General features: G+C 71.8%; 10 protein-coding genes and 1 pseudogene. All 11 read right to left on the bottom strand.

Going from position 1 to position 12,382, the window contains the following annotated elements:
- Window positions 1-155 precede the first annotated feature (155 nt).
- A complete protein-coding gene (locus IE294_RS15525; RefSeq protein WP_373315822.1) occupies window positions 156-1,085 on the bottom strand; it encodes a glutaminase in 930 nt (309 codons plus the stop codon).
- 138 nt (window positions 1,086-1,223) lie between these two features.
- Window positions 1,224-2,636, bottom strand: coding sequence for an aspartate ammonia-lyase (gene aspA, locus IE294_RS15520; protein WP_189886322.1), 1,413 nt, complete (start codon window positions 2,634-2,636; stop codon window positions 1,224-1,226).
- A gap of 116 nt (window positions 2,637-2,752) precedes the next feature.
- A complete protein-coding gene (locus IE294_RS15515; protein WP_189886320.1) occupies window positions 2,753-3,769 on the bottom strand; it encodes an asparaginase in 1,017 nt (338 codons plus the stop codon).
- Between the two features lie 40 nt (window positions 3,770-3,809).
- Window positions 3,810-5,246: an amino acid permease gene (locus IE294_RS15510; protein WP_189886318.1), complete on the bottom strand. Its 1,437-nt coding sequence runs from the start codon at window positions 5,244-5,246 to the stop codon at window positions 3,810-3,812.
- Window positions 5,243-5,920, bottom strand: coding sequence for a FadR/GntR family transcriptional regulator (locus IE294_RS15505; protein WP_189886700.1), 678 nt, complete (start codon window positions 5,918-5,920; stop codon window positions 5,243-5,245). Before IE294_RS15505 ends, IE294_RS15510 begins: the two co-directional genes overlap by 4 nt.
- A 184-nt stretch (window positions 5,921-6,104) precedes the next feature.
- Entirely contained in the window at window positions 6,105-6,941 is an 837-nt protein-coding gene (locus IE294_RS15500; RefSeq protein ID WP_189886316.1) for an undecaprenyl-diphosphate phosphatase, read from the bottom strand.
- 329 nt (window positions 6,942-7,270) lie between these two features.
- A complete protein-coding gene (locus IE294_RS15495) occupies window positions 7,271-7,534 on the bottom strand; it encodes a hypothetical protein (protein ID WP_189886314.1) in 264 nt (87 codons plus the stop codon).
- 68 nt (window positions 7,535-7,602) lie between these two features.
- A complete protein-coding gene (locus tag IE294_RS15490) occupies window positions 7,603-8,562 on the bottom strand; it encodes an SMP-30/gluconolactonase/LRE family protein (RefSeq protein WP_189886312.1) in 960 nt (319 codons plus the stop codon).
- A gap of 54 nt (window positions 8,563-8,616) precedes the next feature.
- Window positions 8,617-8,904: a helix-turn-helix domain-containing protein gene (locus IE294_RS15485; protein ID WP_189886310.1), complete on the bottom strand. Its 288-nt coding sequence runs from the start codon at window positions 8,902-8,904 to the stop codon at window positions 8,617-8,619.
- 188 nt (window positions 8,905-9,092) lie between these two features.
- A pseudogene (locus IE294_RS15480) lies at window positions 9,093-10,129 on the bottom strand (glycoside hydrolase family 53 protein); the annotation flags it as partial.
- A gap of 214 nt (window positions 10,130-10,343) precedes the next feature.
- Window positions 10,344-12,365 carry a beta-galactosidase gene (locus tag IE294_RS15475; RefSeq protein WP_189886308.1) on the bottom strand — a complete coding sequence of 674 codons (2,022 nt, stop codon included), beginning with the start codon at window positions 12,363-12,365 and terminating at the stop codon, window positions 10,344-10,346.
- Window positions 12,366-12,382 lie beyond the last annotated feature (17 nt).

Raw genomic sequence — 12,382 nt, 5'->3', positions numbered from 1 at the left:
CCGGGCGGGAGCCGGGGTATGACTGGCACGTGGTGGGTCCCGGCCGGATGCCCGGTGCCGGCCCGTCGTGGCTCGTCGGCTTCCCCCGGGCTTCGCCCGAATCCGGGCCCCCTCGCAGGCCGGCTGCCCTGCCCCGGGCCGGAGGGTGACGCGCCTCAGAACACCGACAGCCCGGTCAGGGTCGTGAAACGGTCCAGGGCCGCCACACCCGCCACCGAGTTGCCGCGTTCGTCCAGCCCCGGGCTCCACACACAGAGCGTGCACCGGCCCGGTACGACGGCGATGATCCCGCCGCCGACCCCGCTCTTGCCGGGCAGGCCGACGCGGTAGGCGAAGTCACCGGCCGCGTCGTACGTGCCACAGGTCAGCATGACCGCGTTGACCTGCTTGGCCTGGCTGCGGCTGAGCAGCCGGCTGCCGTCGGCTCGGATGCCGTGCCGGGCGAGGAAGCCCGTGGCGAGGGCCAGGTCGGCGCAGGAGGCGGCGATGGAGCACTGCCGGAAGTACTGGTCGAGCAGGACCGGCACCTCGTTGTCGATGTTGCCGTAGGACGCCATGAAGTGGGCGAGGGCGGCGTTGCGGTCACCGTGGGCGGTCTCGGAGGCGGCGACCTCCTCGTCGAAGCCGAGATCGGGGTTGCCGCTCTCGGCGCGCAGGAAGGACAGCAGTTCGCCGGCCGCGTCCCCGGTACGGGTGTGCAGGCGGTCGGTGACCACGAGCGCGCCCGCGTTGATGAAGGGGTTCCGCGGGATGCCGTTCTCGTACTCCAGCTGGACCAGGGAGTTGAACGGGTTGCCGGAGGGCTCGCGGCCCACGTGCTCCCAGAGTTCGTCGCCCTCGCGGGCCAGGTCCAGGGCGAGCGTGAAGACCTTGGTGATCGACTGCGTGGAGAACGGCTGCCGCCACTCCCCCACCCCGTACACCGCGCCGTCCAGTTCGGCGACGGCCATGCCGAACCGGCGCGGGTCGCGGGCGGCGAGCGCCGGGATGTAGTCGGCGGACCGGCCGCGCCCGGGAGTGCGGTCGATCTCCGCCATGATGCGATCGAGGACCGGTTGGAACTGCGAGGACATGATCGTCATCATGCCGCACCCCTGGCGCCGTGGCGCTCCGGGGCGTCGACGACTCCCTCCGCGGCGGTGCCGGGGCCCGACAGGGGCCCCGGGTGTGACGGCACCCGCCGTCCGGCCGGGAGGACGGGCCGCAGCGCGGGTGCCGTCGGGTCAGACCGCCGGCGTGGTCCCGCTGCCCGCGAGCACCTCCGGACGGAGGAGTCCGGTGAGCTGTTCGGCGGGCAGCAGGCCCTTCTCCAGGACCAGTTCGGCCACGCCACGGCCGGTCGCGAGGGCCTCCTTGGCGATGTCGGTGGCGGCGGTGTAGCCGATGTGCGGGTTGAGCGCGGTGACCAGGCCGATGGAGTTCTCGACGGTCGCGCGCAGCCGCTCGGTGTTGGCGGTGATGCCGGACACACAGCGCTCGGCCAGGGTCAGGCAGGCCGTCCGCAGGTGCGTGACGGACTCCGACAGGGAGTGCAGGATGATCGGCTCGAAGGCGTTGAGCTGGAGCTGTCCGGCCTCGGCGGCCATGGTGATGGCGACGTCGTTGCCGATCACCTCGAAGGCGACCTGGTTGACCACTTCGGGGATGACCGGGTTGACCTTGCCCGGCATGATCGACGAACCGGCCTGCACCGGCGGCAGGTTGATCTCGCCGAGACCCGCGCGCGGACCGGAGGACAGCAGCCGCAGGTCGTTGCAGCTCTTGGAGAGCTTGACCGCGATGCGCTTGAGGACGCCCGACATCTGGACGAAGGCACCGCAGTCCTGGGTGGCCTCCACCAGGTTGGCCGCCGTCACCAGCGGCAGGCCGGTGATGGCCGACAGGTGCCGGCGGGCCGCCTCGGCATAGCCGGCGGGAGCGTTGAGGCCGGTGCCGATGGCCGTGGCACCGAGGTTGATCTCATGGATCAGCTCGACGGCCTCGGCGAGACGGCTGCGGTCCTCCTCGATCATGACGGCGAACGCGGAGAACTCCTGACCGAGCGTCATCGGTACCGCGTCCTGCAACTGTGTACGGCCCATCTTGAGCACGTCACGGAACTCGACGGCCTTACGGGCGAACGCGTCCTGGAGTACGGACATCGCCTTGAGCAGTCCACGTACCGCGAAGATCGTCGCCACCTTGACGGCCGTCGGGTAGACGTCATTGGTGGACTGGCCGAGGTTGACGTCCTCGTTGGGGTGCAGATACGTGTACTGCCCCTTGGCATGGCCGAGCAGTTCCAGGGCGCGGTTCGCCACGACCTCGTTTGCGTTCATGTTGGTGGACGTGCCGGCACCGCCCTGGATGACGTCCACGACGAACTGGTCGTGCAGCTCCCCGGCCCGGATCTCCCGGCAGGCGGCCACGATCGCCGCCGCCTTCTGTGGCGCCAGCAGCCCGAGTTCCTCGTTGGCGAGGGCGGCGGCCTCCTTCACCGCGGCCAGGGCGTCGATCAGGTGCGGGTAGGCGGAGATCGGCGTGCCGGTGATGGGGAAGTTCTCCGTCGCGCGCAGGGTGTGGACACCCCAGTACGCGTCGGCGGGCACATCGCGGTCCCCGAGCAGATCGTGTTCGCTGCGGGTGGCGGCGGTCATGAGGGTACGGTCCTCTTCCTGAGGTGCGGGGGTGTAGCGCCCCGGAGGGGGCGCGGGGAACTGCGCGATCAACCACGACGGACCGGCGGGTCCGAGACGGCCGATGCGGCGGAGCGTTACGCGCAGGCAGTGAGCGGAACCGGGTCCAGCGCGCGCACGACCCGCACACATCCCACCGGCTCCCCGCCCCCGAGCAGCGGTTCCCCCGCGAACTCGGTGAGCAGGGCGGGGTCGACGCCCGCGCGGGCGAGCGCCGCCGCGGCGACCGGGATCCGCGCCCGGTTCGCCCCGTCGGCGATCTTCACCGCGACGGCCCGGCCGTCCGGCAGCGCGGCGACCTGCACGCCCTCGAAGCCGTCCTTGGCCAGCAGCCCCGGCACGGCCCGCATCAGCACGGCCACGTCACGCCCCGAGCCGGAGGCCATCTCGGCGTGCTCGCGCATCGCGTCGGCGACCCGGGCCTCGGCTGTGCCGGGCTCGGCGGAGGTGATCCGGGCGAGGGCGCGGGCGAGTCCGTGCGGGGAGACGGCGAACAGCGGCGCGCCGCAGCCGTCGACGGTGACCCCGGCGACGCGCTGGCCGGTCAGCTCCTCGACGGTGGCGGCGACGGCCTGCTGGAGCGGGTGCTCCGGGGCGAGGTAGTCGTCCAGGGACCAGCCGTTGAGCTTGGCGGTCCACAGCATGGCGGCGTGCTTGCCGGAGCAGTTCTGGGCGAGCCGGGAGGGCAGCCGGCCCTCGCGGACCCAGGTGTCCCGGACGGCCGGGTCGAACGGCATGTCGGGCACGTTGCGCAGGTCGTCCTCGGTGAGACCGGCGAGTTCGAGGATGCGGCGGGTGCCGGCGAGGTGGCGTTCCTCTCCGGAGTGGCTCGCGGCGGCCAGCGACAGCAGTTCGCCGTCGAGCGGCAGCCCGGCCCGCAGCATGGCCACGGCCTGGACGGGTTTGAGGGCCGAGCGCGGGTAGAAGGCCGCCTCGATGTCACCGAGCTGGAAGCGCACCTGGCCGTCGGCGCCGAGGACGACGACGGAGCCGTAGTGGATGCCCTCGACGACCCCGCCGCGGACGAGGTGGGCGACGGGGGCGTGGAGGGGTTCGCGGACGACGGGCGCGTCGGCGGGGGAACTGCTGTGCATCACTGCCTGCATCATGGGGTCGGGGCGGCCGGTACGCGGGTCACGCGCCGGCGCCGGTGGACGTGCGGTTCATGCGGGCGCGGACGGCGAACCAGCCCGCGACCAGTGCGGCGACGATCAGCGGCAGGCAGAGCACGGTGGTGCGTCCGGCGCCGCCGTCGGCGTACATGAGGACCAGGACGGAGGCGAGGAACGCCAGCGTCACGAGTTCGGTCCAGGGGGAGCCCGGCAGCCGGTACGAGGGCCGGGCCAGCTCTCCGTTCCGGGTCTTCCGCCAGAACAGCAGGTGACAGAGCATGATCATGCCCCAGGTCGCGAGGATGCCGATCGCCGCGAAGTTGAGGACGATCTCGAACGCGTCGGAGGGGACGACGTAGTTCAGGCCCACGCCGAGGACGCAGATTCCGCTGGTGAGCAGGATTCCGCCGTACGGCACCTGGCTGCGGCTCATCCGCCCGGTGAACTGCGGGGCCGAGCCGCTCATCGCCATGGAGCGCAGGATGCGGCCGGTGGAGTACAGGCCGGAGTTCAGCGACGACATGGCGGCGGTCAGCACGACCAGGTTCATCACACCGCCGGCCGCCGGGACGCCGATGTGGGACAGGACCGTGACGAAGGGGCTCTCCCCGGCGGAGTACGCGTTCCACGGGAGCAGCATCGAGAGCAGGACGACGGAGCCGACGTAGAACAGGCCCACGCGCCACATGATCGAGTTGATCGCCTTGGGCATGATCTTCTCGGGGTTCTCGGTCTCGCCGGCGGCGACGCCGACCAGCTCGACGGAGGCGTAGGCGAAGACGACGCCCTGGATGATCAGCAGCATGGGCAGCAGGCCGTGGGGGAAGACACCGCCGTTGCCGGTGATCAGGGACGGGCCGGGGTGGTGGCCGTCGACCGGGTGCTGGGTGACCAGCAGGAAGATGCCGATGCACATGAACACGACGAGCGCGCCGACCTTGACGATCGCGAACCAGAACTCCAGCTCGCCGAAGAGCTTGACCGAGATCAGATTGACGGTCAACACGACCGCGAGGGCGATCAATGCGATCAACCACTGCGGGATGTCCGAGAACATGCCCCAGTAGTGGGTGTAGGTGGCCACCGCCGTGATGTCGGCGATACCGGTGGTCGCCCAGTTCAGGAAGTACATCCAGCCCGCGGTGTACGCGCCCTTCTCGCCCAGGAACTCCCGGGCGTACGACACGAAGGCACCGGAGGACGGACGGTACAGGACGAGTTCGCCGAGGGCCCGGACGACCAGGAAGGCGAAGACGCCGCAGACCGCGTACGCGATGAAGAGGGAGGGGCCGGCGTCGGCGAGCCGGCCGCCCGCGCCGAGGAAGAGGCCGGTGCCTATGGCGCCGCCGATGGCGATCATGTTGACGTGCCGGTGCTTCAGCCCTTTGCTGTAGCCGGCGTCTCCGGCGTCGACATGGCCGGACGGGCGCGTCTCGTCTTTGAGGTGCTGCTCGCTCACGCCTCGGGTCCGCCTTCCGTAGGGGGGTCCGTCCGCTGGGGACGCACGATGTCGGTGAGGGTCGTCTCGACGCGGTCCAGGTGGTGGCTCATGGCCGCCACGGCGTCGTGCTCGCAACCGTCGGTCAGCGCCTCGACGATCGCCCGGTGCTCGCGGTTGGACTGCTCGCGGCGCCCGCCCAGTTCGTTGAGGAAGGCCGACTGGCGCGCCAGTGCGTCGCGGATCTCCTCGATGACCCGGCGGAAGACCGGGTTCTGGGCGGCCTCGGCCACGGCGAGGTGGAAGAGGGTGTCCATCGCGACCCAGGCGGTGGTGTCCGTCTCCCGCTCCATGCGGTCGAGCAGGTGGGTCAGGTGGTCCAGGTTCTCCGGGGTGCGGCGCAGGGCCGCGTATCCGGCGACCGGGATCTCGATGTGACGGCGCACTTCGAGCAGGTCGCTGGCGGCGTAGTCGCCGAAGGTCGGGTCCTCGACCGCGTTCGCGACGACGAAGGTGCCCTTGCCGGTCCGGGACACGGTGAGGCCCATCGTCTGGAGCGCGCGCAGCGCCTCGCGCAGCACGGGCCGGGACACCTCCAGGGTGCGGCACAGCTCGGCCTCGGAGGGGAGCTTGTCGCCGATGGCGTACCGGCCGCGCTCGATGGCGTCGCGGAGGTGGGCGAGCACCGCTTCCATGGCGCTGACGCGCCGCGGGGCCGGACCACCTGTCTGGCTGTCTGACAGGTTCACGGGAGCGATCCTGCGGGTTGCGGACAGGGGCTGTCAAGGCATCCCGCAAGGAAACATTCACGGGGTGCGGCGCCTGAATGCAGGCATCCGCACCCCGTGGGTGATCAGCGGCTCCGCTCGCCCGCCGGGCTCAGCTGCTGAGCGTGCCGGTGGCCAGCAGGCCGAGGAGGCCGATGCCGATGATGATCCGGTAGATCACGAAGGCGTTGAAGGAGTGCTTGGCGACGAACTTGAGCAGCCAGGCGATGGAGGCATAGGCGACCACGAACGAGACGATCGTGCCCACGGCCAGCGGGGCGGCGCCGACCCCCGCGCCGAGGGCGTCCTTCAGCTCGTACAGGCCCGCGCCGGTCAGGGCCGGGATGCCGAGGAAGAAGGAGAGCCGGGTGGCGGCGACGCGGTCCAGGTCCAGGATGAGCGCGGTGGACATGGTGGCGCCGGAGCGGGAGAAGCCGGGGAAGAGCAGGGCGAGGATCTGGGAGCAGCCGACCCACATCGCGTCCTTGAAGGACGTGTCGTCCTCACCGCGCTTGTGCCGGCCCATCTGGTCGGCGGCCCACATCACGCCCGAGCCGGCGATCAGCGACCCGGCGACCACCCACAGCGAGGCGAGCGGGCCGTCGATCAGCGGCTTGGCGGCCAGGCCCACCACCACGATGGGAACGGTCGCGGCGATGACCCACCAGGCGAACTTGTAGTCGTGGTGGTAGCGCTCCTCGCGGTTGGTCAGACCGCGGAACCAGGCGGAGACGATCCGCTTGATGTCCTTGAAGAAGTACACGAGCACGGCGGCGATGGCGCCGACCTGGATGACGGCGGAGAACCCGACGACGGACTTGTCGTCGACGGGGATGTCCATGAGCCCCTCGGCGATCTTCAGGTGGCCGGTGGAGGACACAGGAAGGAACTCGGTCACCCCCTCGACTACTCCGAGGACGACGGCCTGACCGACGGAGATGGCGCTCATGGGATCCAGTTCTGAGGAGAGTTGGTCGACATTGCTGTAGACAGTACTTGCTGTGCCCGGCCGTACGGCAAGCGCCCGGGCCCGCAGGCGCCGGCGAGTGAGGCCCCGGCGAGAAGGCCGCCGGGAGGCCCGCCGGCACGCTTGCCGCGACGTCCAGGGCAGCGTAGAGGGCCGGGCCGTCCCCGGTCAGCCGCGGCGGCGCGCGGGAGAAGGCCGGACGACGAAGGCGCCCCGCGGGAGGACCGAGGCGTGGCGGGCCCGCACGGCGCGGCCGGTGAGAGGACGCGGGGGTGCGCCGACGGGGGCTCCCGCGATGACGAGCAGCCGGTTCACAACGACTTCTTACCTCCACTGTCCGTTTTGTCCCGCGTGTTGTCCGGGCCTGGTGGGAGGGAGACCTCGCGTGCGGAGGCCGACGCGCAGGTGGACAACGTGGTGGCGCCGCCGGCTGGGGATCGGGCGCGCGCGAGCGCGGAGCGGGCCACCGCGCCGAGCGCGCCGCCGACCGCCACGACGGGCTGCTGCGCGCGCCACTCGGACGGCCGCCGTCGTGGGGGCCGGGCGCCGCGGATCGCCGTCTTCGGGAAGGTCATGCCGGTGGGTCTCCTGTTCGGCCCCTGTCCCGACGGACGATCCGGGCCGGGACCAGGCTACCGCCGCCTCAGCGGGCGGCGGGCCGGGCGCAGACCGCCACACCGGACTCCCAGAGGCTGCCGAGCACCAGGTGGTCGCCGACGGCGCACACGCTGGTGACCATGCGGAAACCGGAGTGCCGGCGGGTGAGGTGGTGGACGGTCCGGCCCCGGTCGTCGACGGCGACGACGCCGACGGTCCCGCTCGGGCGGTACGGCGCGTGGACGGTGGCCCGCGCGGCGGCGCGGCGGACGGCCGGCGGGGTGCGGTGCAGCAGGCCGAGCGGGGGGACACGGGGGCTCGCCAGGGCGACCCAGAGCGGCCCGTCGGGGCCCTCGCGCCAGAGGTTGTCCGGCATCCCGGGGAGGTCGGCGAAGGGTTCGGCGTGTCCGGCGCGGGGGCCGGTGAGCCGGCAGCGGGTGAGCCGGCAGGAGCCGGTCTCGGCGACCACCAGGAAGGAGCCGTCGGCACTGAGGGCGAGCCCGTTGGCGAATTGCAGCCCCTCCAGCAGGACCTCGGGTTCCCGGTCGCCGGGGGCGAGCCGGAGCAGGCGGCCGGTCCCGGTGTGTTCGACGATGTCGCCGATCCACCGGTCCAGGGGGTGGCGGCGGCTGGAGACGGTGAAGTACACGGTGCCGTCGGGCAGGGCGACGGCGTTGCTGCAAAAGCGGAGCCGCTCCCCCGCCACCGTGTCCGCGAGGACGCGGACGGTTCCGTCGTGCGGGCCGACGCGCAGCAGGCCGCGTTCGGCGTCGCACACCACGAGGTCGCCGTCCGGCAGGAGTTCGAGCCCGAGGGGACGGCCGCCGGTCTCGGCCAGCACCTCGGTGCGGGCCGTGAGCGGGTCGCCGAGGTGGTGGACACGGAGGATGCGCCCGTCCGCCACTCCGGTCAGCACGCGCCCGTGCGGATCGGCGACGACGTCCTCGGGGCCGCGGGCGCGCAGGGAGACGTAGTGGAGCGGTACGAGTGCCGCCGATCGGTCCATGTGCGGTCCCTTCCGTCGGTGCCCCTGCCGGCAGCCGCCCCGTGGCCGTCCCCTTCACCAGCCCTTTTCGAACATCCGGGCCACCTCGGCGATGCGGATCTCGTCGCGCCGGTAGTAGGTGCGGCCGTGGATCCGGCGGGTGCGCAGGACGCCGAGGCGGGTGAGGAAGTCGAGGTGGGCGAGTGCGGTCCGGCGGGGCACGCCCAGCTTGGCGGCCACGGCCCGCGCGGTGACGCCGGTCTCGGCGGGGTCGCGGCGGCGCGGGACCGGGAAGTGGGCCGGCGGGTCCTTGAGCCAGTCCAGGATGGTCTGCCGCATCCGGCCCGAGGGAGTCCCCGTCATCCGTCCGCCCTCCCGTCCCCGGCCTCCTCGTACGCAGTCTTCCCACTGTGGCGCGGGCGACGCCGTCACGTCCGGGTCTCGGCGGCCGTTGTCCGGTACCGAACGGCCGTGCGACCGAGGGGGTTCCGCCGCCGCGGAACACGGCGAGGGCCCGGTCGCCGCGGCGACCGGGCCCGTGCACGGACGGCTCAGCGGTGGCCGAACCACGCCATGGAGGACAGTGCCTTGTCGTCGTAGCCGAACAGGGCCTGGTTCTCCCAGCCGTTGCCGGACGTGGCGTCCGCCGGGTCCCAGCCGTTGCCGGTGGCGGCGGTCCAGGTCGCCTCCCAGTAGAAGACGCCGAGGCCGCGGCCGTTCGGGACGGCCTCCACGATGCTCGCCACGTCGTTCATCCACTTGGTCTGGCCGGCCACGGTCGCCGGGTAGCCGGGGGCCAGTTCGCCGGTGGTGTCGATCTGGTTGGTGAGCACGTCGTCGCTGTCCAGCCGGAAGGGGTAGGCCGTCTCGGCGACGAACACGGGTGTGCCGTAGCGGGAGGCCGCGTCGTCCAGCGTGCTCTGGAAGTCGGAGAGCGGGCCGTGCCAGTAGCCGTAGTACGACAGGCCGATCGCATCGAACTTGACGCCGTTCGCGACCGCGTTGTCGAACCACCACTCGGTGCCGGCCTTGTCCCCGCCCTCGGCCAGGTGCAGAGGGACCGGGGTGGACGAGTTGACCGCCTTGACGGCGTCATAGCCGGAGTTGATCAACCCGGCGAGTCGGCACCAGTTGTCCGTGGACCCCTCGGACCACAGCATGCCGCCATTGATCTCATTGCCCACCTGCACCATGTCGGCGGTGGTGCCTTGAGCCTTCAAGGCGTTCAACACGTCGTACGTGTGGTGGTACACGTCCGTCTTGAGCTGCCCGTATGTATGGCCCGCCCAGGCGGCCGGCTTGTTCTGCCGGCCCGGATCCGCCCAGCTGTCCGAGTAGTGGAAGTCCACCAGCAGCTTCATGCCCTGCGCCTTGACGCGCTTGGCCATCGCGAGGACGTGCGCCTTGTCGTTGAAGCCGTCGGCCGGGTTCACCCAGACCTTCAACTCGTCTTGTAGACGCCGCCCTTGGCCTCGCTCTTGGCGAGGGAGGAGATGTCGGCGCCGTGGACGGTCGTACCCGTGGTGCCGGACGTGAAGGTGAGATCGTCAACATTGATCCAGTTGCCGGCATTCGCGTCACTGGAGCCGCCGTTGGTGAGGGTGCTCGCGGCCTGGGCGGGCAGGGCGGTGAGGGCGAGCCCGGCCGTGAGTGCCGGCAGCAGAACCCTGATGGTGCGTCTGGGATGGAACTTCATCGTCCGTCGTCCCTTCGACGTGTGGGGAGGGTGTCCTCCGGCGGGGCCGGAGGAGAACCCCTCCGCCCACGGCTCTCGTGGCACGCGCGGGCGGAGGGGAGCCGGCTCAGCCGTCGAGTCGTAGGACCCGGACGGCCCCCGCCGGGACCGCGAGGCGGCCCGCGGCGCGTTCGCCCGTCAGCAGTTCGGTCCCGGGCGTGTCCAGCGACACCTTGGTGTCGCCGGCGGTGTGGTTGATGGCGAAGAGGTAGGTGCCCGAGTCGCCGCGGCGGAGCACGACCTCGACGTCGCGGGGCAGGTCGGCGCGCGGGGCGAGACGGGCGTCGTCGGCCGCCCAGCCGATGAGCGCGTCCAGGCCCCGGGCGTCGAGGCGGGTGGAGACGTACCAGGCGGTGCCCCGGCCGAGCCGGTGCCGGGTGACGGCGGGGCGGCCCGCGGTGAGCCCGTCGGCGTAGGTCCACACGGTCTCGGCGCCGCGCGGGACCAGGAACTCCGTCCACACGTCCCCGGTCAGCTCGGAGCCGTCCGGGCCGGTCAGGCGGACCCGCTCGTCCTTGAGCAGCGGTGAGAACTCCTCCACGGTGAGCCCGAGGACATCGCGCAACGCGCCCGGATAGGCGCCGTCGTGGACGGCGTCGTGCTCGTCGACGATGCCCGAGAAGTACGACACCACCAGCGTGCCGCCGTCTCGGACGTACTCCCGGACGTTGTTTCCGGCGGCCTCCGTCATCAGGTACAGGGCCGGCGCGACGACCAGGGGGTATCCGGACAGGTCGGCCTCGGGATGGGCGAAGTCGACCGTGAGGTGGCGGTCGTAGAGCGCCTCGTAGAAGGAGTCGGCGCGCTCGCGCGGGTCGTGGTCCTCGCTGGGCCGCCAGGCGAGGTTCTGCGCCCACCAGGACTGCCAGTCCCACAGCATGGCCGCGTCGGCCTCGGTGCGGGTGCCCCGGATCTCGCTCAGCGCACCCACACGGGCGCCGAGTTCGACCACCTCGCGCCAGACGCGGGTGTCGGTGCCGCCGTGCGGCAGCATCGCCGAGTGGAACTTCTCGGCGCCGCGCCGGGACTGGCGCCACTGGAAGAACATCGCGCCCTCGGAGCCGCGCGCCACGTGCGCGAGGGAGTTGCGGGCCATCTGGCCGGGGGCCTTGGCGGGGTTGCGGGGCTGCCAGTTGACGCCCGAGGTGGAGTGCTCCAGCAGCAGCCAGGGCGCGCCGCCGGCGACGGAGCGGGTGAGGTCGGCGGCCATCGCAAGGTTGACGTGGGTGCGGCGGCCGTCGGTGATCAGGTAGTGGTCGTTGGTGACGAGGTCGACCTCGCGGCCCCACGCCCAGTAGTCCATGGAGTCGCACTGGCTGAGCGCGGTCATGAAGTTGGTGGTGACCGGGACGCCCGGCGAGAGGCGGTGCAGGATGTCCCGCTCGGCGCGGAAGTTCTCCCGGATGGTGGCGTCGGCGAAGCGCTTGTAGTCGAGGGCCTGGCCCGGGTTGCCGACGGTCGGGGTGGCCCGGGGCGGGTTGATCTGCGCGAAGTCGGTGTAGCGCTGGCCCCAGAAGGCCGTGCCCCAGGCATCGTTGACGGCGTCGACACTGCCGTAGGTGTCCGCGAGCCAGCGACGGAAGTGGGCTCCGCAGGACTCGCAGTAACAGGCCGAGACGGGGACGCCGTACTCGTTGTGGACGTGCCACAGGGCGAGCGCCGGGTGGTCGCCGTAGCGCTCGGCGAGCCGGGTGGTGATGTTCGCGGCGGCGGCGCGGTAGTCGGCGTTGCTGTGGCAGATCGCCCCGCGTGAACCGAACTCGTAGCGCGTGCCCTCGGCGGTGACCGGCAGGGCCTCGGGGTGGGCCCGGTAGAACCAGGCGGGCGGCACCACGGTGGGCGTGCCGAGGTCCACGCGGATGCCGTTCCCGTGCAGCAGGCCGATGACCCGGTCGAGCCAGCCGAAGTCGTACTCCCCCGGCGCCGGCTCCAGCAGCGCCCAGGAGAAGATCCCGACGCTCACCATCGTGACGCCGGCCTCCCGCATCAGCCTGACGTCTTCCTGCCAGACGGATTCCGGCCACTGCTCGGGGTTGTAGTCCCCGCCGAAGGCGAGCCTGGTGAGGCCCCTGGGGCTGGTGTCCGGCATGGATCTCTCCCGGGAAA

Source organism: Streptomyces canarius (genome assembly GCF_014650735.1).
In the GTDB taxonomy this organism is placed as follows: Bacteria; Actinomycetota; Actinomycetes; order Streptomycetales; family Streptomycetaceae; genus Streptomyces; species Streptomyces olivaceoviridis.
Note: the sequence above shows the minus strand (reverse complement) of the source record. Positions and strands in the feature narration are given on the sequence as shown.

Excerpts from the sequence above, each read along its gene's own strand:
- IE294_RS15525 (WP_373315822.1), bottom strand. The coding sequence starts at position 1,085 with ATGATGACGATCATGTCCTCGCAGTTCCAACCGGTCCTCGATCGCATC.
- aspA (WP_189886322.1), bottom strand. The coding sequence starts at position 2,636 with ATGACCGCCGCCACCCGCAGCGAACACGATCTGCTCGGGGACCGCGAT.
- IE294_RS15515 (WP_189886320.1), bottom strand. The coding sequence starts at position 3,769 with ATGCACAGCAGTTCCCCCGCCGACGCGCCCGTCGTCCGCGAACCCCTC.
- IE294_RS15505 (WP_189886700.1), bottom strand. The coding sequence starts at position 5,920 with ATGGAAGCGGTGCTCGCCCACCTCCGCGACGCCATCGAGCGCGGCCGG.
- IE294_RS15500 (WP_189886316.1), bottom strand. The coding sequence starts at position 6,941 with ATGAGCGCCATCTCCGTCGGTCAGGCCGTCGTCCTCGGAGTAGTCGAG.
- IE294_RS15495 (WP_189886314.1), bottom strand. The coding sequence starts at position 7,534 with ATGACCTTCCCGAAGACGGCGATCCGCGGCGCCCGGCCCCCACGACGG.
- IE294_RS15490 (WP_189886312.1), bottom strand. The coding sequence starts at position 8,562 with ATGGACCGATCGGCGGCACTCGTACCGCTCCACTACGTCTCCCTGCGC.
- IE294_RS15485 (WP_189886310.1), bottom strand. The coding sequence starts at position 8,904 with ATGACGGGGACTCCCTCGGGCCGGATGCGGCAGACCATCCTGGACTGG.
- IE294_RS15475 (WP_189886308.1), bottom strand. The coding sequence starts at position 12,365 with ATGCCGGACACCAGCCCCAGGGGCCTCACCAGGCTCGCCTTCGGCGGG.